Here is a 20372-nt window from a genome sequence, read left to right as displayed (position 1 = left end):
TATTAATTTACAACCTATTTTTTACTTGTTCTTGCTTAAAACCTGCTAATAAATCTTCTGGTGGTGGTGGCATTTGCAAATAAAAGCCTTGCTGTTTAATCTGCTCCAATACAGTTTCATTATCCACTTGTGCTAATTTTTTCTGCCCTAACAAATTAAATAACATCACAAATTGTGGCTGTCCAAAGAGGTTTAATAATGCTTCTGGAACGGCAGAAAAATTATCTCGTTTTTCAATATAAAGATACATTCCCTCTTTTTTACGACTTTTATAGATTGCACATAACATCTTTTTCTCGCCTATTTTATCTGTTTAAATACACCCCAATAATTTGCACTCACATCATTATTTAACCAGAAATGCCCTGTAAGTGGGTTGTAATGATACCCCTTTAATTGTTCGCAAACTAATCCCACTTGATCACAATAATTAAGTAACTCTGCTGGTTTAATAAATTTTTCATAATCGTGTGTACCTTGTGGTAACAGTTTCAACACATATTCCGCACCAAGCACGACCAAAGCCCACGCTTTTAAAGTGCGATTAATAGTTGACATAAACAACACGCCATTGGGCTTTAATAATTGTTGACAACTACGAATCACGGACAACGGATCTGGTACATGCTCTAACATTTCCATACAGGTAATAACATCAAATTTTTCTGCTTGCTGTTGTTGCTGATTTTGCAAAAAATCTTCGACAGTAATTTGTTGATAATTAATAATTAATTCTTGCTCTGCTGCATGTTGTCGTGCCACAGCTAACGGTTCAGTACTCATATCAATTCCCGTTACTATCGCCCCCGTTTTTGCCAAACTTTCTGCAAGAATGCCTCCACCGCAGCCTACATCTAAAACTTTTTTTCCTGCTAATGCACCCACATGCTGCAAGATATAATTCACACGTAATGGATTAAGCTGATGAATAGGTTTGAAATCACCATTTGAATCCCACCAACTCGCTGCCATTTTCTCAAATTTAGCCAGTTCTTGCTGATCCACATTTTTTTGGCTATATTCCTCACTATGATTAGCTATCATCTTATTTCTCCTTTCGCTTAATCCCATACATTTATATTCTTCAAAAAATTGCTCGTTATTGGGCAAAAAGTGTTTGTATCAATAATTTTGATAACTGACCATAACCAACTTGATTGAAATGTAATCCATCATCAGTAAATGCAAGATCGAGCTTACGATAACCATCCTGCAATACACTATTTGAAGCAATTAACGTCACGCCTTTATCCGCAAAATGTTGACGTAATTGATGATTAAATAGATCAATCTCTGCATTGCTACACTCTCGCTTAAACGCCATATAACTGACTTCCATTAAATATAATTGTGTTGCTGGATTAATCTGTTTCAAATGTTGAATCGTTTGATCAAGCCAATATAAGGTATCTTCTGCTCGCCAGCCAGGACGACACATCTCGTTAATACCCAAGAAAATTAGGGTGTATTTACCCAATCCTTTGATCATTTGAGGTTGTAAAATTAATTCCACATATTGTTGAGTGGTAATGCCACCAATCCCTAAATTATTGACTGGAATATCATTTAATTGCTCAATTTGCCAATAATCCCATAAAGAATGTCCCACTAAGGTTATTTCGCGTACTTGTTGAAAATCTGGTTTTCGTTCAGCAATACGGCGTTTTACATTCAGTAAAGAGGTTTGATAACGCACTCGTAATTGCAACAATGCTTTTACAATCTCATACTCAAAACTATCTTCAATATATAAAGATGCTTCTTTACTGAGGGTATAATGGCACGTTTTTATAGGTTCTACTTGACTAGATAACCGTTTGAGTAAAATAGATGGATTTCTTACACCTTGAGGATTAACGGTATATAATTCATCAACTTGTTGTTGCTCAAATAATTCAACAGCTTGTTGAATTTGAGCAACTGAACGTAATGGCATTTCTGGTGCAAAAATCGCAATGATTTGATATTCATCGGCTAATGCTTCTGTGGTTTGCCAAGCTGTCACCAAAGCATCTTCTGTCATAAGGGTAGCTGTTTCACATAACTGTAACTCAACCGCATAATGACTTAAGGCATCTTGATATTCCAATTTATCAGTTAACACCACAATTTTATCAAAGCACCCACTTTGTAAAACGGTTTCAATCGTATAGCCTGCAACCAATTTACCTTCTAGCATCAATACATTTTTATTAGGAATATCTGCTTGTTCAGTCGAACGAACAGGAATTAAAGCAACTCGTTTCATAGCCATTCCTTATAATTTACGCAATAATTTATACACTTGTCCCAAGAGCTTACCTGGTAGAATACGCGTCGTTGCACGCACCATAAATACTCCCAATGCACTAACTGGATTCTGCATACCCAGTTTGATCTTGAGTTTTGCCAACTTCCATTCACTTTTAAAGTATTGTGCCCCACGGCGACGATTATACATTCCTTGCCCTGCACGCATTTTGATCAAAATATCGGGTAAATTATGCGTAATATAACCTGCACTTAAAAAACGTAACCATAAATTGTAGTCTTCTAAGAATAGATGATGTTGATACCCGCCAACAGCTTGGATGGCTGATTTTTTATACGCCAATGCCATATGATTAAATGGACAACGTACTGGTGCCATTTTTTTGATTTCGCTATCCTCGATCGGTACACGGCGAATTGATTTTACTTCTGGATTATCAGTATCAAATTCTTCAATTTGCCCACCAACCATTGATACTTCTGGATGTGCTTCAATATATGCCACTTGTTTCGCAAAACGATCTTCTACACAAAGATCATCTGTATCCATCCGAAATACCCATTCATAACTACATTCCGCTAATCCTGCATTTAACGCCTTACCTAATCCAACATTTTCTGGTAATGGCACAATCTTTAGTGGCAAGCGAGTTTGCCATTCGTTCACACAATCTTGTAAAGATTGTGGAATTGGCCCATCAAACACTAAAACAATTTCAGTTGCAGGTACTGTTTGTGCCAACAGGCTTTGAAAACATTGCGTTAAATATTCTGCTTTTTCTTTATAATACAAAGACATCAATACTGAAAAATTCATTACTTATTCCTTCAAACTTTATGACTTTCGTGCTAATACACGTTGATAACAATCAATTAATTGTTGAATATGCTGATCAATACTAAATCCTTTTGTTTGTAGCTCAGCTGCATAACTTTCTCGTTTATTGGATAAAGTCGCTTGTTGAATTGCCTCTGACCACATTGACTCACCTTGATCAATTGGATAAAACTGTACAAGATCAGTTATCGCGACTTCTTCTGTCACACTATTACTAACTAAAGTAGGCAATCCATTACATTGAGATTCTAGCGTAGATAATGGAAATCCCTCAAAAAAAGAGGGTAATAAGAACATATCAAACATATTCAATAATTGAGGAACATCTTTGCGATAACCTAAAAATACAACCTTATCATTGAGTTGATGCTGCGATACCCACTGTTCATACTCGGTTTGTTTGTCCCCAACACCAATTAAAAAAAGTTTATAGTTTGTGGTTGTTTTTGCTAATTGCTCAATCAAATTGAGTAAAAACTGATGATTTTTGACTGGTTCAAAATTGCCTACATGCCCGAGTACAATCGTATCCTCTGTTAGTTGAAATTGGCTTCGCAACTGCTTACGACTATCCGCATCAAATGCAAAACGTTTGCAATCAATCGCATTATAGATAATTTGATAAGGTTGATTACTAAATAAAAACTCTCCTGCTACTCGACTACACGCAATCCGATCTGTAACAAATAACTTGGTAAGTTGATAAAACAGGCGATTAATCTGAGCTTTAATTTTGCTACCCGATGGTTGACTACTATGTGAATGCAAAATGCGACCTACAATACCATTCTGCTTTGCACAATAGAAATGAATAAAGGAAAGATAAGGATTATGGGCATGTACCAAATCAAAATGATATTGTTGGTATAAGGCTTTCGTTGCTCGCCACAATTTTCCAGTCAACAAATTCTTGATCGAAAAAGCAGGCAAGTGATGAAAAACAACACTTGCATTCTGCGCTAAAATTGCTTGTTCAAATTCAACAAAACGTTCTGCCGAATAATAAGTAATGTGTAAAACATACTGATCTTGTGGGAAATGTTGCGCTACACTTTTTAAATAGCTTCCTACCCCACCATGTACGGCAATACCGCATAAATATAAAATATGAATTTTGTTATCTGTTTGCATATTTAACCTCTGCTAACTCAGCTAAATAAAAATAACCAAGTAAAGCAATAAAACTCACCATTCCTTTCATTAACAAAATAAAATAGAGTGTGAGCAACGCAAAATAAAGTAAAGCTCGTTGTGGTTGTAATTGCATAATCTTGGCACTCAAATAACTATGTACCATTAAATTCACCAATAAACCAATAATCCCTACGGCAAAGATAATACGCAGATACCCTACATCAATACCCATATAGTAAAGCCCATCGATACTATTCTGAGCCAAATAAAACCCGTCACCGATTAACCACGTCCTTAATGTTGTAGGTAAAACCTGATACATCTCTAACAAAATATCCGTAGATTCTGTTTCTAACCCCGAACCAGAAAAAAGATTGATAAAGATCTCTGCTGCAAAATAAAATAATTTTGAATGCAGTAAATCCACACCTAACAAGTTATTTAATACAGCATATAAAAAGATAAGTAATAACAATAATGCACTCGGTAACAGTAAAAAGCAGAATAACGCGGTTCGATAATAATCACGAAAATAACGCTGATAACAAAAAATAATACCGCCAATCGCAATACCCACTAATACTGTTCTCGCTAACAATAAGCCAACTAAACTTATTACTGCTAATATCACTAAATCTCGGATAAACAATATGCCATTCTGTTGCTGGGCTAAACGGAATGACAATAGAATAATAGTAAACGCATAAATAATGCCTGCTCCAAAAAACTGTGTCCCAAAACCAATAAAACGATTCCCTTGTTCTAAAGAAGCAACTATTAATCCTCGTCCCTCACTATATCGAATCAACCACAACAAAATATCTTGCATAAACGGCAAAATATTCACAGCAAGCGTAAGGATTGATTGCACTACCACAGTATTAATCCAAATTGCAGTTAAACATTGATAATCCACTTTTGGATAAATATGCTCGGCAAAGCGATAGAAAAAGTAGGTCGCAAAAAGATAAATAATTGGCGTAAGCCCATTTTGAATCAGATAAGCTATTTCAAATCCTGCTGGATTGAATAACTTGGCAGGAAATAATGATAAAGCAAAGGGAATGACAATCAACCCTAACGGTAAGAATTGCAAAGCCAGACGTTGTTGTCGCCAGTAATCACGCACTAACAGACAGACACCAATAATCCCCAACGTAAAAGCTGGATGTAATGGAATGAAGTTATATTTAATATTAAATAACCACGTAAAAAACAGCCAATAAAAGACAAATTTTTTCATACTTATCTGAGAGTTAACGCTTCAATAATTTTAACGCCAATAATTTAAACCAACGGCTTAGTAGCAATTTTTTCACAGGGTAAATCACCTTGCTACTAACTTGGCGATAAATGGCACAAAGTTGTCCTAGCTGCAATGACTGAATATTAGCTCGGTTAATGGCTAATGAATATTGCGTAATTTGTTCATCTGTTAATGATAGATTTAGATGCGTAAACAAGTATTGGTGAATATTACGCAATACTTCATTTTTTTGTGCTAAATTTTTTGCTAACAAGCGTGTTTCACTATTTGGCAAAATACGATAACGCAAAATAACCTCTGACAAATTAGCAAATTTGTATCCTTTAGTGAGCAATGTGACCCAAAGACCATAATCTTCTGCTCGATAATATTGTTGTTGATAGACTAATTCCGCTTTATCAACGGCATCAAGATTAAACATCACTGTCGGATGATGAAATGCTGAAGCTAAAAAAAGATAGGCTTTAATCTGCATATCTTCTGCTGGTAAAGATAATATTTTATTTTCTACTCCTTCACCAAAAGTTTCGACTGCTCCACCTAGCACTGCAACATCTGAATGTTGAGCTAAAAATGCCACCTGTTTCTCAATCCGATCAGGCAAAGCAATATCATCGGCATCCATACGAGCAATATATTTACCTTGAGCTAATTGAATTGCTTTATTTAAGGTTGCAATTAAGCCAAGATTTTGCTCATTTTCAATATAACGAACACGTAAATCTTCTTGTGCCAAACGTTGTAAAATTTCGGCAGAACTATCGGTTGATCCATCATTGACGACCAATACTTCTAAGTGATGATAACTCTGCTGTAAAATGGATTGAACTGCTTCTTCAATATATTGCTCACCGTTATAGCAAGGAATAATCACTGAAACTAATATATCGCTTTTCATTTTGTTGACTCATTCAATAAATGACATTGATTAAAATCCTGTAACCACGTTTGATAAAACGAGGCATTTTTTCCATAGGAGTTATCATAAATATAAACTGTTTTACCTAACAAAATACCAAGAATGAAGCAATGTAAGCGGGTTGTATAAATTTGATCAAAACGATTTAAGAAATTGATGCCTAGCTCCATATAAAAATCACGGCGATTTTCGATCTTCTCGATTGGTTGTACATAAAGTGGCATCAGCACTGGTAAACGGTTAGCTACACGAAATAAAAACTCTCGCAAAGAGAAAAAGGCAAAATTTGGGTTATATTTAATTAATTGTTTAAACTCTTTCTCAAAACTTGGCCAATCTGAAATCGTCACATTTTCCAATTCTGCCACTTCGTGGTAATCAGCAGCAGTGTTTAATTCTTTATCTGTACGTTTCACAAATAATGTTTTGCCTGTTTTTTCTTCCGCAATCAAGGAGTCTAAATTCAAACAGAATGCCATATCAGGTAATAATAAAATTTGGCATTTAGTAAAATATTTGTTTAACAAACCATAAGAAACTTGATCTCTTGCACAAATTGTCACATTACCGTGAGCATTAAAAATTTCAGCGCTCTTCTCCAGTGCTTGTTGTGATTGATAATAAACAGTTTGCGGAAAAACGATAATTTTATTCTCTGGACAATGCATAATCACATGTTCACGCAATTTCTGACATACATCCCACACATCACCAAAATTACCACCACCATGAAAAAGAATAATGTCATCTTTTCCAATTTTTTTCAGATCAACATTATAGTAAGGTGCCGCATATTTTAATTTATAGGGTAAACGTGCCAAATAGGCCATTTCTCCAGCCCAAATAGCTTGATCCCCAATATTCTGATGATCAGGAATATCTAAGAGAACATAATCATTATCAATTAAGGGATCTAAACGATCATAAATAATGTCACTTAAACGAGATAATTGTTGTCTATTTGGGTTGATCATAAAACTCTCTCTTTTACTTTATGTAAAATTTTACTGATTAACTGCCAGTTCAAAATAAAAAATAGAACTATCGCAGCGACAAGCAAAATTAAATTGATACTAAATTGATTAAGGTTCACTAAATAACAATAAGCAAAACTTAATCCCAATGGAAACCAAAAAGATTGCCACGCAAGATGGACTGGATAAAAAGATTTCACATCGCGTTGGCGAATAAAGAACACTAACATAAAGCTCGCTAATGTTCCTAATGCAGCAGCAAACAATCCTATTTTAGCCATTAAGCTAAAACTAATTGCAATATTGATCACTGCACCTAATAAAGTCGTCGTAAGGATTTTTAATGTATTTTTCTTCTGTTGGTAGGCTGTTCCTAAAAATGCACAAAAAGAAGTAAATACTGTTGCTAATACCAATAATGGCATATATTGCCACGCAGAATAAAATGTTGAAGCAAATAAATAATGGATCAATGGCTCACTAATACTGATAAAAATTAAGCCAATTGAAAACATAAATTTTGCTAACTGGGCAAAAGTTGCTGCCGTAACTTCACGATAATCTGCTTGATCATTTTTTAGAATGACATCTTGCCAAGCTAATAAAAATAATGAAAAAACAATCATTAAAATGCTTGGCAAACGAGAAGAAACAGCATAAATCCCATTAGCCGCTGTATCAATTTGTTGGAAAATAATATATTTATTCGCCATTGTCATTAACCACCAACTCACGGCATTTGGCACTAAGGGCAGTGAATAAACTAACATTGGTTTAATTAACTTTCGATCGATCTTTTTCCAAGCAAGATAACGGCTTATTTTCCAATGAAATAGAATAATCAATGTGACTATGCCATTGGCTACAATCATTCCAGCTAATACCGCAAATAATTTATCACTAAACCACCACAAAGCAGCTACTGAAAATAATAATAGTAAGAACGAATATAAAATACCGGATAAAGCAAATTGTTTAGTTAATCCTAGTCCTCTCAATGCCTGTTGCAAAATATAAAATAAAGAGGAAATAAGTAATAACACTAAGGTTTCTACGAAATAAGGCTGTGGATAAAAATAATTAATTGTTGCTGCCACTACTAATAGTAATAAACTAGCAAAGGCAAAAATTAATAAAGCTGTACTAATCACATTAGCTTCTGAGCCAGGTGTTTTCTCATCAGAAATTAACCAACGATAAATCGCATCTGATAATTGCAATGTTACTACTGGCGTAACCAACATCGTAAAGGTCAGAATTAAATCATATTGCCCCATTTCCACTGTTGATAAATAAAGTGAAAACAGAGGCAATAATAAAAAAGAAAGGATTTTTGATCCAAAGCTGCCAATACTATAAATTAACGTATTTTTCAGCAGCTTATCGCCGATAGCACTACCCATATTATTTTTTCTTTAGTACCAAAATAAATAATAGAACCATACAAGAAAAGATTAAACCAAATAAAAATCCAATAGCCCAAATTAAGGCTTTTTGTGGTTTTACTTTATATGGATAAGTTGGAGAAGTTTTATATTGGAAAGTATCAATTTTTAATGCTTCTGCATCATTAACTAAATTCGCTAAATCAACAATTTTTTGCTTAGCTGCATAATAAGAAGCAGGATAAATAAATTTTTGTTGCTTTAATCCATCCAACTGTGCAGCCAAATTTTGACTACCCAATAAATAGAGATATGGATTTGATAAATTTATATTTTTTTCATTAAGATCAATATTTAAACGTAAATTGTTATCTTGAGAATTATTTCCTGCGAGCTGTGCTGTGGCTAAGGCGGCTTGTAAATATTGAATTTGAGATTGTTTCTCTAATAGTAATTGTTCTTCAATCTGCTTTTGTTGATATTTTAATGCAGTAATTTTTTGTTTTACCTTAATCAAGAAATCAGCTATTGCCTGTTGATAAGTAATCTTATTCGTAAACTGTATAAACCCATCTAATGTTTTTTGTAATAATTGAAGATCATCGCCAACAAAGCTTAATTTTACTGACGGAATATCCGCTAATGCCTTATTTTCAGCAGTAATAACGGTAATATTATTCCCCTTTTTATTCATATCTGGTGTCACAACGGTAATATTCTTAATCAGTTTTTCTAAAGCAGATTTTTGCTGTACATCAGCTTGTTTACTACTTAAGTTTTTATATAAGTCTGATTCTAAAAAATAATTTTTACGAACATCGTAAATAGCTGTATTTGTCACAAATTGATTAAAAAGTGCCGCATTTACACCATTAACATCAAAATTCTCACCACTAATTAATGCATAGCGTTGATTTAAATCGAGTATTTTTTCAATAGCACTAGGATTAGCTGGAATCGCTTCTGCCGAAGTACTCCATTCAGGTTTTATTGAATTGGCATAAAAATAAGCTGCACCAGTAAAAATAATAGTTGATAAAATAATCCACCATTTTTTCTTCCAGTAATATTGAAAAAGTGTCGCTAAATTAAACATCTCTGCTTGTTCTGGATAAGAATTATTTACTGATGCCATAAACTAAAATTCCTTATTTCATTCACAAAAACAGCAAGCAATTGATTATTACCCATTGTTGAAACTTGCTTTATGCGTTTAGAGTTGAAGTGGCATATTTTACACTTGAGAAGATAAAAAAGAAATGAAGTTAAAACAAAAGGGCTGTCAAATAGCCCTTTTGTTTAGATAAGAACACACAATTAATCAGTTGCAATAACTACACGACGGTTAGGTGCTAAACAGCTAACTAATGCTTTACCACTTACTGCATCACAAGCCATAATTGGATCAGCTTTTCCTAAACCAATCGCATTAATGCGATTTGCTTCTACACCTAACTCAACCATATACTTTTTTACTGTTTCAGCTCTCTTTTTTGACAAAGCTAAATTATAGCTATCTGAACCTAAACGATCGGTATAACCAGTCACTGTAATTTGCTTGTCTTTAGCTAACTTTTTTACTAGATCACCAATCACCTCACGGCTCTCTGCCTTTAAATCAGCCGAATTTAAATCAAATAAAAAATCGCTGGAAAGTTGGTATTCTTCATGGCTGCCACAATTCTCTGGTAGCCAATAGAAAGATTGTGCATCCATATTTTTATCGAAAAGAACTTTAAATTGACAAACTTTATGTTTGCCATTTTGGCGTAAGTTAAAGACATAATCCCATTCACGCACATCAAACATTCCTTCATTAAAATGAGGACGTCCAATAAGAGCCATAATTTGGTCTTTATTCATCCCTTTTGAAATTTGATGTACATTATCCCAATTTGGCCAAATTCCCTTTTGAGACCCATTAGAATTAAAAGTACTACTTTCTACTTTTGGCCATACTAGCTTATCTGCTGTGCCATCTTTATTGACATTACTCAGATTGCCACAAGCGGCTAACATCACAGATAATGTCACTGGAAGTAACAAACTTTTTAATTTCATTGTTTACCCTTATATTTTTCGCCTATAAAGTTAATAATTATAGTGAAATTTTTTTCTAATTTCATCAATTAAAACTAACTTTTCTTTACAATTTCTGCAATTTCTTCTGCACAGCTTTTGGCTAATACCTCATCCTCACACTCTACCATTACTCGAATTAATGGTTCAGTACCAGATTTTCGTAATAAGACACGCCCTTTACCATGCAATCTTTTTTCCACATCTGCAGCAACTTGTTTTACAGCATCACTCTCAAGTGGATTCGCACCACCATCAAAACGCACATTAATTAAAACTTGTGGGAATAGTTGTACTGCACTGGCTAACTCATTTAAAGATAAACCGTGCGTCACCATTGCTGCTAACACTTGTAGTGAAGCAATAATGCCATCTCCTGTCGTATTTTTATCTGCAATAATAATATGACCTGAATTTTCACCACCTAATTTCCAGCCACGTTCTTGCATTTGTTCCAATACATAACGATCACCAACTTTCGCTCGTACAAAAGGAATTCCCAACATTTTTAATGCAAGTTCTAAACTCATATTACTCATTAATGTCCCAACGACACCGCCAGATAATTTTCCTGAACGTAATGCTTCTCGAGCAATAATAAAGAGAATTTGGTCACCATCAACTTTATTACCAAGATGATCGACCATCATAATACGATCGCCGTCACCATCATATGCTAAACCAACATCAGCCTTACTTTGCACAACAACTTCCTGTAAAGCTCGTACATCAGTTGCTCCACAACGCTCATTGATATTCATTCCATCTGGTTTTGTACCAATTTCAATGACAGTTGCTCCTAGTTCACGCATCACATTCGGTGCAATATGGTAGGTTGCGCCATTTGCACAATCGACAACTATTTTTAATCCTTCTAGGCTCAAATGCACAGGGAATGTACTTTTACAAAATTCAATATAACGTCCTGCTGCATCATTAATACGACTCGCTTTACCTAAATCAGCAGATTCCACACAGGTCATTGGTTGTTCTAGTAACGCTTCAATCGCTAATTCAACTTCATCTGGTAATTTTGTGCCATGTGCCGAAAAGAATTTGATCCCATTATCATAATAAGGATTGTGTGAAGCAGAAATCACAATCCCAGCCTCAGCACGAAACGTACGAGTTAAATAAGCGATCGCTGGGGTTGGCATTGGACCAACAAAAGCTGCTGATAATCCAGCTGCCGCCAAACCTGCTTCCAATGCAGATTCCAACATATAACCCGAAATACGCGTATCTTTACCAATTAATACTTTACGCGATCCTTGCGTTGCTAATACTTTTCCTGCTGCCCAACCTAACTTTAAAGCAAATTCTGGCGTAATCGGATAATTACCTACTCGCCCACGCACACCATCAGTACCAAAATATTTACGTTCTGCCATAATCTATTCCTTTTTTATTGTCTATCGAACACAAATTGGTTGCTATTCTACTACAATTTTAATTCACTGTTGCTTGCCAAATTTTTAATGCATCAACTGTTGCTGCCACATCATGCACTCGTACGATTTGTGCACCTTTCATTACTGCAATTAATGCCCCTGCCACACTACCAATCATTCGCTGATCAACTGGTTTATTTAACACATTTCCAATCATCGATTTACGAGATAAACCAATTAAGATCGGATAATCTGTCGCGACAAAACGCTCTAATTGATTCAATAACAGGTAATTATGTTCCAGTGTTTTACCAAAACCAAATCCTACATCTAGAATCACATTCTCACGTCTAATACCAGCCTGCTCACAAACTGCTGCACGTTGTAACAGCCAATCCAATACTTCTGATACTACATCTTGATAGACTGGATTTTGTTGCATAGTGCGAGGTTGTCCCTGCATATGCATTAAACAAACTGGAAGATCTAACTCTACTGCTGCAGTTAATGCTCCTTCTTCACTTAATGCACGAATATCATTAATTAAATCCATTCCCACTTTAGCTGCTTCACGCATCACCATTGCTTTCGAGGTATCGACTGAAATCCAACAATCAAAACGTTGTCGTAATGCTTCCACTACAGGTACTACTCGAGCTAGTTCTTGTTCTACTGTGACTTCATCTGCCATTGGACGAGTTGATTCACCACCAATATCAATAATGCTCGCTCCTTGTTGAATCATCTGTTCTGCATGATACAACGCATTATCTAATGCTAAGAACTTGCCACTATCAGAAAAAGAATCTGGCGTAACATTCAAAATACCCATTACTTGTGGTTGAGAGAGATCTAATTCTCGTTGATGTTTACTATATATTTTCATCTATAATTCACTTTTTGTTGTCTTTGTTACTACTCTACTTGGTACTGGTGTACCCTTTAACCATTTACGCACCCAAAATCGATTCGGCTGTAACTCAGCTAAAATATCAGCACTTAATGGCAAAGGTTCGCCATAAATCAATGAAGCTAATGTTTCAGCTAACAATGGTGCCGAAGTGAGGCCTCTAGAACCTAATGCGCCTAAAAGATAAAGATTAGGATAATGTGCGGCTGGTGCTATTGTTTGACGACGGCGGCGTAAATTAAATAAATTATGGTAATCTGCAGTTTGTTGACTAAAGTCACCTACATTACCGCAAATTGGTAAGCGATCTCGTACACTACAACGCACACCAACTCTGGCTAAATTACTACTTGTATCAATATCTTCAAGCCAATCTGCTGGTGCAAGATTTTGTTGTATTTTCTGTTGATTTTCTTGTTGTTCTTGTTCACTAAAGTGACGTTGTTCACAATTACGAATATGACTAGCACCAAGACAATGAAAGCGTTTTTCCGAATCCACTGGTGTTAAATAGCCGTCATAACACAAAATTGCTTTTAACTGTTGTAACCTTTCCGTTGTCGAAATTTGACTCACTTGCCCACGCACAGAATAAGTTGGTAATTCTTGTGTTTGACTAAATTGCGGTAATTTATGTCCATTCGCAATCACCACTGAGTGATGACGATATTGCTGTTCAGTACTGACTAAATGCCATAACTGATCTTGATAACTAAGAGATTGAATGGCTGTTTGCTGATAAATTTTTACCCCTTGTTGCTGTAAAAAGGCAGCAAGATTTTGTACAAATTGACGTGGATTCAACCACGCACCACCAAAAATGACAGCACCATCACAGCTTATTTTCAGTCCCGCCCGTTCCGTTAATTGTTCGGCTGTTTGTAATTGGAACAACGTATCAGGGAAACCTCTATCGGCAATTTTTTTTAACTTCTGATTCACTGATGGCTGATAGCCACATAGCAATACATCACACCATTGGTGTTCAAAATCAATCTGTTGAGTAATCTGATGTAAAAACTGCTGCCCATAAGCAAATGCGTGAGTATAAAAACGACAATGACGTTCATCGTCATCACTTAATTGTGGATAAAATGCCCCTTGCTTATTTCCTGACGCATTTAACGCTAATGCTTCATCTTCACAATAAATCGTGACTTCGCTTCCTCTCTGCCATAATGCATAAGCTAAACAAACACTCGCAATACCGCCACCAATAATCGCAACTTCTTTAGGGTTATTTGCTGCTTGTGGTAAATACCAAGGAGTAATTAAAGGTTGAGAACTTACGGCAATCTTTTGTCCAACTAAACATTCTCTTTTTTTACCAAACCCTTTGCGTTTTTGTACCTCAAAACCAGCGGCTAATAATCCTTTACGCACAATACTTGCTGCTGTAAACGTAGCAAATGTGCCATTTATTGTGGTTAAACGAAACATCTGTTGAAATAAAACATCCGTCCACATACTTGGATTTTTACTTGGTGCGAATCCATCTAAAAACCAAGCATCAATCTGCTCATTGTAATAATCACCTAACTGCGGCAAATTATCAGCTAACTCACCAAACCATAAATCTAATGTTATGGCAGATGAAAAGTGGTAACGATAACAACCTGCAATAGGTAATTGCCAATGTTTTAATAACTGCTGCACCGCAGATTGAAATTGTGGATAAACAGCATACGCTTGTTCCAAACTTGTAGACGTTAAAGGATATTTTTCAAAGCTAATAAAAAAGAGTCGTTTTAATGTTGCTTGTGGAAAAGTTTGGCGAAATTGAGCGAATAAAGCACTTACCGCAAAAAAATTCAATCCTGTTCCAAACCCTGTTTCCGCTATCACAAAATACTCTTGAGAGTGCTTTTGCCAACGTTCCCATAGATTGTTACCCTGTTGAAATACATAGATACTTTCTGCTAAACCATCTTCTGGTGAAAAATAAATATCCTCAAACTGACTGGAAATTGGCGTACTCGCTTGAAAGGAAACTTCTGCAAACGATACTTTTTGCATAGACATAGAATGTAATAGATAACTTTATCAAAGGTGGGTAATGATATTATAATCATCACCGAATTTCACCTAAATATCCTAAGCGGTTACAAAACACCTCTGTAAAGTAGTAACCATCTTACTCAATACCGCTAGTTATTTAAGATGTAAGCTAACTATCATTTTTATTTATGCAACAAGTGAAAACAGGATAAATGGTCTTATCTGTTATTGGTTGTGTAAAAAATTGCTTGTATTCTGCGAAATTCCTAGTATAAAGACCGACAATTTTTAAATTTATTTAAATCCACTCAAGTTACATAAGGACTACGAATGAAAAGAGCTGTGATTACTGGTTTTGGTGTTATTTCTAGTATCGGAAATAATAAAGAAGAAGTATTAGCGTCATTATTAGAGGGAAAATCAGGCATTACTACGATGCCAGAATTTGTCGAAATGGGTATGCGTTCTCATGTCGCTGGTACAATTAAAATGACACCAAGTGAACATATCGATCGTAAAGTTATCCGTTTTATGGGTGATGCTGCAGCTTATGCTTACCTTTCAATGAAAGAAGCGATTGAAGATGCTGGGTTAACCGAAGAGATGGTTTCTAATGAAAGAACAGGCTTAGTTGTTGGTGCGGGTACTGGTTCTGCACACAATCAAATTGTTGCAGCTGATGCTATGCGTACTCCTCGTGGTGTAAAAGCCATTGGTCCTTATGCAGTAACACGCACTATGGCATCTAGTGTTTCTGCTTGTTTAGCAACGCCATTTAAAATCAAAGGCGTAAACTACAGTATTAGTTCTGCATGTGCGACTTCTGCTCATTGTATCGGTCATGCTGTTGAATTAATTCAACTTGGTAAACAAGATATTATTTTTGCTGGCGGTGCAGAAGAGTTATCTTGGGAATGTGCCTGTGAATTTGATGCGATGGGTGCAGTATCAACCAAATATAACGATACCCCTGAAAAAGCCTCTCGTGCTTATGATGCTAATCGTGACGGATTCGTGATCGCTGGCGGTGGTGGTATTGTAGTGGTTGAAGAACTTGAACACGCATTAGCTCGTGGTGCAAAAATTTATGCGGAAATCGTAGGTTATGGTGCTACTTCTGACGGTTATGATATGGTTGCACCAAGTGGTGAAGGCGCAATCCGTTGTATGAAACAAGCGCTAGCAACAGTAGATACGCCGATTGATTACCTCAATGTTCATGGTACTTCAACCCCTGTTGGTGACGTAAAAGAGTTAGAAGCAATTAAAGACGTATTCTCTGAAAATATGCCAGCGATTTCATCTACAAAATCAATGACTGGACACTCTTTAGGTGCGGCTGGTGTACATGAAGCAATCTACACCTTATTAATGTTAGAAAATGACTTTATTGCACCAAGTATTAATATTGAAACGTTAGATGAACGTGCTGAAGGCTGTAATATTGTTACTGAAACACGCCGTAATGCAAACCTACAAACTGTAATGTCTAATAGTTTTGGTTTTGGTGGAACGAACGCAACATTAGTCTTTAAACGTTTTGAGCAATAATCTCTAATTGAAGTTATCTATAAAATCCCTTCCTAGTCGAAGGGATTTTTTATAAAAACAAAAACTCTCCCTATTTAGTATTTAATCCCTTTCCCTAATTGAGTTAAAATTCTGCACAATATTTTTTAATTAAGGTAATGTTATGGCAGATTTATTAACTTTTGAACAAGCTCGTCAACAACTCTTAGAACAACTTCCGACTTCAATTAATCGACCAAATGAAATACTTCCTCTTACTGAAGCCGATCATCGTATTTGTGCAACAGATATTATCTCGCCAATCAATGTTCCTGCATTTGATAACTCTGCAATGGATGGATATGCTGTCCGTTTAGCAGATTTATCCTCAGGTAAACCATTAATGGTTGCGGGTAAAGCCTTTGCTGGACAGCCATTTCAAGGTGAATGGCCTGCAAATAGTGTAATTAGAATAATGACAGGTGCAATGGTTCCCGCTGGTACTGATGCGGTTGTTATGCAAGAAAAAGTTCAAATGAATACAGATGGTTCTGTTTCTTTCCACGCAATACCAAAATTAGGCGAAAATGTACGGCGCGTTGGTGATGATGTCAAAATAGGTGAGATTGTTTTAAGCAAAGGCTCAAAATTAACTTCTGCTTCACTACCTCTATTAGCTTCCTTAGGAATTGAAAAAGTCGAAGTCTTTCCTCGTTTAAAAGTTGCTATTATTTCTACTGGTGATGAACTTGTCCCTGTTGGTCAGCCATTACAAGCTGGACAAATCTATGACACTAATCGTTTTGCCGTGAAATTAATGCTACAACGTTTAAATTGTGAAGTATTAGATTACGGTATTTTGCCTGATAACGAAGCCGAATTTGAAAAAGCTTTTAGTGCAGCAGAAAAACAAGCCGATTTAGTCATTACCAGTGGTGGAGTATCTGTTGGTGAAGCGGATTTTACTAAAACTGTGATTGAGCGTTTAGGCACAATCAACTTTTGGAAATTATTGATGAAACCTGGTAAACCTTTTGCATTTGGAAAATTAACCAATGCGTGGTTTTGTGGTTTGCCTGGTAATCCCGTTTCGGCCTTTGTTACTTTCTATCAATTAGTACAACCAGCTATTGCAAAATTAAGTGGTTTTAGTCAATACCAAGCACCTCAACAATTCAAGGCAATAGCTGCGACAAACCTAAAAAAAAGTGCAGGTCGTTTAGACTTCCAACGTGGTCATTACTCTGTCAATGAACAAGGGCAAATTGAAGTCGTTCCAGTACGTTTCCAAGGTTCACATATGTTCAGTTCTTTCGTGCAAAGTAACTGTTTTATTGTGTTAGAAAAGGATCGTGGCAATGTCACTGCTGGCGAAACCGTAACCATTGAACCATTTAATTTCTTACTTGATTAATTATGCAAATTGAACTTACTGATCACGAAACGCTACGTTATAACCGTCAAATCATTATGAAATCAATTGATTTTGATGGTCAAGAACGTCTAAAAGGCAGTAAAGTCTTAATCATTGGGCTAGGTGGTTTAGGCTGTGCAGCCTCACAATATCTCGCTGCTGCAGGTATTGGTGAATTAATGCTGGTTGATTTTGATACTGTTGCGCTCTCTAATTTGCAACGTCAAGTACTGCATAATGATACCCGAATTGGATTAGCCAAAGTTGACTCAGCAAAACAAACGTTATCTGAGTTAAATCCACTCATTCAAATTAATACCATTAATGCACAATTAAATAACCAAGAATTATCTGACCTGATAACGCATTATGATCTGGTTTTAGACTGCACAGATAATGTTGAAACCAGAAATCAACTGGATCTCCTCTGTGAACAGCAGAAAAAACCGCTGATATCTGGTGCTGCAATTCGTATGGAAGGACAAGTCAGTGTCTTCACTTATCAACCAAATACACCAACTTATCGTGATTTAAGCCAATTATTTGGTGAAAATGTTTTAAGTTGCGTGGAAGCAGGTGTACTTTCCCCTATTGTAGGTGTTGTTGGTTCAATCCAAGCATTAGAAGCAATCAAAGTATTATTAAATATTGGTACATCATTATGTGGCCGTTTATTAATGATTGACGGTTTAAATATGCAAATTCGCACCATTAATTTGCCACATCATTGATAAAAATAATGCCATTTTTCATTGATCTGCTAAAAAAAGTTGGACTACTATTTTAAGGACTGAATTCTGTATCGAACAGAACTCAGTCCATTTAAATTTAATTGTATTCATAACAATAATAATCAATAATTCATTGAATTTATTATAAATTTAAAATCCCCTCACACAAAAATAAATAAATAAAATATTAATTTCATTATAGAGAAATATTTGAACAAATAATCTAAAAAAACAAAAGCAGACTTTACATAAACAGAAAATAAAGAGAAAATCTTCCAAAAGTTATTAGTAATGTTAGTCTGGTGGATTACAAAAGTAATAATTATGTCAAGAAAAATTTCTTATTTTGATACAACAGGAAGTAATAGTACAGGGATTCCATTATGGGATTTGATTACTGGGCATCATACAAAAGCATATTATCGTGATAAGGAGTCAATACGCTTTTTAAGTACTAATAGGGAAAGAAAGGTAGATATTGAAAAAATAAACGAAATTGAGGCATATCAAAAAAGAATATGGGGAAAAATTGGACCTAAAATAGAGAAAATGGAATTTAATAATAAAGTTATCTTAAATAGTAAAGAGGGGAAAGAATAATGAAAAAAATTATATTATTATTTTCCTTATTACTATTATCTGGTTGTTATCTGGCAAATGGTTCTCCATCATCTTTTAAATTCTGGTATGCTCCTGAAAACATAAGTGACGTGAAAAAAGAAAAAATATGGAATGATTGTGACGATATGGCTTATAGCATATTAGATTCAAATCAAAAAAAGATATTTGATAAAGGTAATTCTTCTTGGGAAAAAGTGTATGAAAATAAAGATGAATATAAAATCTTTAAAGAGGCTATAAAATTACATCAAAGATATCTTTTTCAGTGTCTTTATAATTCAGGACTGTATTTTAGACCACCTTTGAAATGGTGCTTAGCCCAAGATGGTGATAATACTAGAATTTGTATGGAAAATATGAAATATCGAAATTGATAGGTAATTTTCTCTATTATGATCGAAAGCCGCCAAGATAGCCAACAGTATGATAGTAAACAATCACAAGGTGGGATAAGTGCTGGCGTATCGGTGATAGGCAGTGGCTCTTATGCGTCTGTCAATGGCAGCCTCAATCAAGGTAAACTCAATTATGCACAAGTTGAAACGCAAAGCGGGTTACACGCAGGTGAAGCAGGGTTAACTGTCAATGTAGCAGGTAATACACACTTAAAAGGAGCTATTGTTGATAGTCAAGCAAGCCAAGAGAAAAACCACTTTACCACAGGCAGCTTAACCTCAGAAAATATTGAGAATCACAGTGAAGCCAAAGTGGAATCTATCGGCGGTGGGCTTTCTACTGACCCAACGCAAAATATTGTTAATGGCTTAGCAACAGGCTTAAGTGCCTTAGGAAATATCAATAAACAAGACAGCAGCACTACACACAGTGCGGTAGGTAGCAATATTCAGCTTACCACGCAACAAGGCGATATTCCGACTACCCTTTCTCGCGATACCACAACAGCAAACGAACAAGTTGATAAAACCGAGATTGCTGACCTGAAAACGCGTCA

General features: G+C 35.5%; 19 protein-coding genes and 1 pseudogene. 6 read left to right on the top strand and 14 right to left on the bottom strand.

Features of this window, described 5'->3' with window-relative positions; translation table 11 throughout:
* Nucleotides 1-7 precede the first annotated feature (7 nt).
* The 14 genes from ACFFHT_RS00100 to mnmC all read right to left on the bottom strand — a co-directional run bounded on the left by ACFFHT_RS00100 (nt 8) and on the right by mnmC (nt 15163).
* Nucleotides 8-289, bottom strand: coding sequence for a YcgL domain-containing protein (locus tag ACFFHT_RS00100; RefSeq protein ID WP_382372305.1), 282 nt, complete (start codon nt 287-289; stop codon nt 8-10).
* 11 nt (nt 290-300) lie between these two features.
* A complete protein-coding gene (ubiG, locus tag ACFFHT_RS00095) occupies nt 301-1044 on the bottom strand; it encodes a bifunctional 2-polyprenyl-6-hydroxyphenol methylase/3-demethylubiquinol 3-O-methyltransferase UbiG (protein WP_382372303.1) in 744 nt (247 codons plus the stop codon).
* A gap of 55 nt (nt 1045-1099) precedes the next feature.
* A complete protein-coding gene (locus tag ACFFHT_RS00090; RefSeq protein ID WP_382372301.1) occupies nt 1100-2248 on the bottom strand; it encodes a GDSL-type esterase/lipase family protein in 1149 nt (382 codons plus the stop codon).
* Between the two features lie 9 nt (nt 2249-2257).
* Nucleotides 2258-3067 (bottom strand): glycosyltransferase family 2 protein, encoded by an 810-nt coding sequence (locus ACFFHT_RS00085; protein WP_382372299.1) that lies wholly within the window; start codon nt 3065-3067, stop codon nt 2258-2260.
* An 18-nt stretch (nt 3068-3085) separates the two neighbouring features.
* Nucleotides 3086-4219: a glycosyltransferase gene (locus tag ACFFHT_RS00080; protein ID WP_382372297.1), complete on the bottom strand. Its 1134-nt coding sequence runs from the start codon at nt 4217-4219 to the stop codon at nt 3086-3088.
* Nucleotides 4206-5465, bottom strand: coding sequence for a hypothetical protein (locus tag ACFFHT_RS00075; RefSeq protein ID WP_382372295.1), 1260 nt, complete (start codon nt 5463-5465; stop codon nt 4206-4208). The genes ACFFHT_RS00080 and ACFFHT_RS00075 overlap by 14 nt, the downstream gene beginning before the upstream one ends.
* Nucleotides 5466-5478: 13 nt before the next feature.
* Nucleotides 5479-6387 (bottom strand): glycosyltransferase family 2 protein, encoded by a 909-nt coding sequence (locus ACFFHT_RS00070; protein WP_382372293.1) that lies wholly within the window; start codon nt 6385-6387, stop codon nt 5479-5481.
* On the bottom strand, nt 6384-7382 hold the full coding sequence (locus ACFFHT_RS00065) for a polysaccharide pyruvyl transferase family protein (protein WP_382372291.1): 999 nt from the start codon (nt 7380-7382) through the stop codon (nt 6384-6386). Before ACFFHT_RS00065 ends, ACFFHT_RS00070 begins: the two co-directional genes overlap by 4 nt.
* Complete coding sequence (locus ACFFHT_RS00060) at nt 7379-8785, bottom strand: oligosaccharide flippase family protein (RefSeq protein ID WP_382372289.1); 1407 nt, start codon at nt 8783-8785, stop codon at nt 7379-7381. The genes ACFFHT_RS00065 and ACFFHT_RS00060 overlap by 4 nt, the downstream gene beginning before the upstream one ends.
* 1 nt (nt 8786) lies before the next feature.
* Nucleotides 8787-9902 (bottom strand): LPS O-antigen chain length determinant protein WzzB, encoded by a 1116-nt coding sequence (locus tag ACFFHT_RS00055; RefSeq protein ID WP_382372287.1) that lies wholly within the window; start codon nt 9900-9902, stop codon nt 8787-8789.
* A 182-nt stretch (nt 9903-10084) separates the two neighbouring features.
* Entirely contained in the window at nt 10085-10828 is a 744-nt protein-coding gene (locus ACFFHT_RS00050; RefSeq protein ID WP_382372285.1) for an OmpA family protein, read from the bottom strand.
* Nucleotides 10829-10902: 74 nt separating this feature from the next.
* Nucleotides 10903-12237 (bottom strand): phosphoglucosamine mutase, encoded by a 1335-nt coding sequence (gene glmM / locus ACFFHT_RS00045; RefSeq protein WP_382372283.1) that lies wholly within the window; start codon nt 12235-12237, stop codon nt 10903-10905.
* 58 nt (nt 12238-12295) lie between these two features.
* Nucleotides 12296-13123, bottom strand: a complete 828-nt coding sequence (gene folP, locus ACFFHT_RS00040; protein WP_382372281.1) for a dihydropteroate synthase — start codon at nt 13121-13123, stop codon at nt 12296-12298.
* Nucleotides 13124-15163 (bottom strand): bifunctional tRNA (5-methylaminomethyl-2-thiouridine)(34)-methyltransferase MnmC2/FAD-dependent 5-carboxymethylaminomethyl-2-thiouridine(34) oxidoreductase MnmC1, encoded by a 2040-nt coding sequence (gene mnmC, locus ACFFHT_RS00035; protein WP_382372501.1) that lies wholly within the window; start codon nt 15161-15163, stop codon nt 13124-13126.
* Nucleotides 15164-15475: 312 nt separating this feature from the next.
* Between mnmC and fabB the strand changes: the two genes are divergently transcribed.
* The 6 genes and pseudogenes from fabB to ACFFHT_RS00005 form a co-directional block, all read left to right on the top strand.
* Complete coding sequence (fabB, locus tag ACFFHT_RS00030) at nt 15476-16696, top strand: beta-ketoacyl-ACP synthase I (protein WP_382372279.1); 1221 nt, start codon at nt 15476-15478, stop codon at nt 16694-16696.
* Nucleotides 16697-16838: 142 nt separating this feature from the next.
* Nucleotides 16839-18068, top strand: coding sequence for a molybdopterin molybdotransferase MoeA (gene moeA / locus ACFFHT_RS00025; protein WP_382372277.1), 1230 nt, complete (start codon nt 16839-16841; stop codon nt 18066-18068).
* A gap of 2 nt (nt 18069-18070) precedes the next feature.
* Nucleotides 18071-18799, top strand: a complete 729-nt coding sequence (moeB, locus tag ACFFHT_RS00020) for a molybdopterin-synthase adenylyltransferase MoeB (RefSeq protein WP_382372275.1) — start codon at nt 18071-18073, stop codon at nt 18797-18799.
* Between the two features lie 324 nt (nt 18800-19123).
* The gene (locus ACFFHT_RS00015; protein ID WP_382372273.1) at nt 19124-19399 is read left to right on the top strand and encodes a hypothetical protein; all 276 of its coding nucleotides are present in this window, start codon (nt 19124-19126) and stop codon (nt 19397-19399) included.
* The gene (locus ACFFHT_RS00010) at nt 19399-19794 is read left to right on the top strand and encodes a hypothetical protein (RefSeq protein ID WP_382372271.1); all 396 of its coding nucleotides are present in this window, start codon (nt 19399-19401) and stop codon (nt 19792-19794) included. Before ACFFHT_RS00015 ends, ACFFHT_RS00010 begins: the two co-directional genes overlap by 1 nt.
* Before the next feature lie 18 nt (nt 19795-19812).
* A pseudogene (locus ACFFHT_RS00005) lies at nt 19813-20372 on the top strand (VENN motif pre-toxin domain-containing protein); the annotation flags it as partial.

It is taken from the genome of Gallibacterium melopsittaci (genome assembly GCF_042433085.1).
Classification (GTDB): domain Bacteria; phylum Pseudomonadota; class Gammaproteobacteria; order Enterobacterales; family Pasteurellaceae; genus Gallibacterium; species Gallibacterium melopsittaci.
Note: the sequence above shows the minus strand (reverse complement) of the source record. Positions and strands in the feature narration are given on the sequence as shown.